The organism is Tianweitania sp., assembly GCF_032053605.1.
Classification (GTDB): Bacteria; Pseudomonadota; Alphaproteobacteria; order Rhizobiales; family Rhizobiaceae; genus Tianweitania.
Genome location: NZ_DAMBUH010000115.1, coordinates 261 through 1,757 on the forward strand (window position 1 = coordinate 261; position 1,497 = coordinate 1,757).

At 61.0% G+C, this 1,497-nt stretch carries 2 protein-coding genes; both read right to left on the reverse strand.

The genetic code is table 11. The annotated features are described in order from the left end of the window. Nucleotides 1–20: 20 nt before the first annotated feature. Nucleotides 21–482 (reverse strand): hypothetical protein, encoded by a 462-nt coding sequence (locus RTX98_RS17785; RefSeq protein WP_312798136.1) that lies wholly within the window; start codon nucleotides 480–482, stop codon nucleotides 21–23. 196 nt (nucleotides 483–678) lie between these two features. Then, nucleotides 679–1,497: alpha/beta-hydrolase family protein (locus RTX98_RS17790; protein ID WP_312798137.1), on the reverse strand; the 819-nt coding region annotated here is incomplete at its 5' end.

Below are 1,497 nucleotides of genomic sequence, written 5' to 3' on the forward strand. Positions count from 1 at the left end.
GCGCTTCGTCTTCACTGAGCTCAGCCAGGTTTGTTGGCTGTTCCCCTTTCTGTTCCCCGCGCGAGATCGAGGATGCGCTGGTCGATCCGTTGGATAATGGTGCCGACCCGCTCATCTCTTTCCCCACTCCCCGCCTGCGCCTCCGCTTCCTGGGACGAGACCATGTCCTTCAGCTTTTCGATGGCGCGAAACAGCACGCCGATCATGTCGATGCGTGATTTGTCGACGGTGGGACTGGCTTCGCTTTCGCCGATAAGCGTATCGATCAGCTTTTCCAGTTTTTCGATCCGGCCTTGCAGCCGAAGCTTGCGTCCTGCCCCGGTGCCTGCCGCATAGGCATCCACCCACTGGTCCCGCAGGGCCTTGGCGAAAATGGTATCTTCCGGAATACGGCCCGCCGTGGCGAGGATCGGAAGTGTGGGTCGCGCACCCTCATAGATCGCGCGAAGAGCCGCCCAGGTCGGCCCGACCTTTGCTGTCATGTCTAAAATCTATCCCCGGCTGATGCGTCTCGTGCGACTGTCTACCCCGACGCCATTCCCGCGTCGCCGGCTCTCAGTCACAACTGTCTGACGATAGCTGTAACCTACTCGAGCACCGTCACGGTGTCAAGGACTATTTTCCTATCTCCCAAAATGGCGCGATGGATTTGAAGCGAGGCCGGCAAACGACCTGCGCCTAAAGCTGTTCGCGCAGCTTCGCTCCAAGCATTGCTTTCAGCCGTTCGAGCTCTGGTTCGGTCCACCCAGACGGTCGCGTTACATAGACCCAACCGTCGATATAATGTTCGGGCGCGTAGACATGGCCGTAGCCCATCGGGGTCGTGGTGGCCGTCATGAGATCGACCACCAGCTGCAGGAACGTGATGACCGGATACCAGCGCAGATCGGGGGACACATCCGGCGCCCGATGACCCTCCAACCAGGCCGGACGGCGATAGGCGGCACGGGTATCGAAGAAGGTGATGGGGTCGCTGCCATATTGCAGAAAGGCGATGCGAAACCCGTTGCCGGCACTCTCCAAACCAAGCTGGTTCGTCTGGTTGGTGAACCGGATCGGCCATGCGCTGTCCAAACGCGGCAGCCAGGCCGGGGAGTTGGGCAAGCGCGCCTGTGTGGCTTCGCGCCAGGTTGGCGTGTTGAAGGGCGGCCCCACCAGGAACACGCCGTCGAACGGATCGTCTATCACCTGGAACAGGTTGGTGGACAGATCGGAGTTCAGCGCCCCCAGACTGAGGCCATGCAGGTAAAGCCTCGGCCGGGTTTCCGCGGGCAGATCGCGCCAGTAACCATAGATCGCCGCGAACACAGCCCTGGACGTCTCGGCACCGACATCCGGCTCCGCAAGAAGCGCCAGCCAACTCGCCAGATAGGAATATTGCACCACCACGGTGGAAACGTCGCCGCGATGCAAATATTCCAGGGGTTGCTGGGATGCGGGATCGAGCCAGCCAGTGCCTGTGGGCGTCGCAATCACAAGAACCGAGCGATCGAACCC

What these genes read in the sequence shown, in the direction of transcription:
- RTX98_RS17785 (WP_312798136.1), bottom strand. Translation starts at nt 482, where the DNA reads ATGACAGCAAAGGTCGGGCCGACCTGGGCGGCTCTTCGCGCGATCTAT.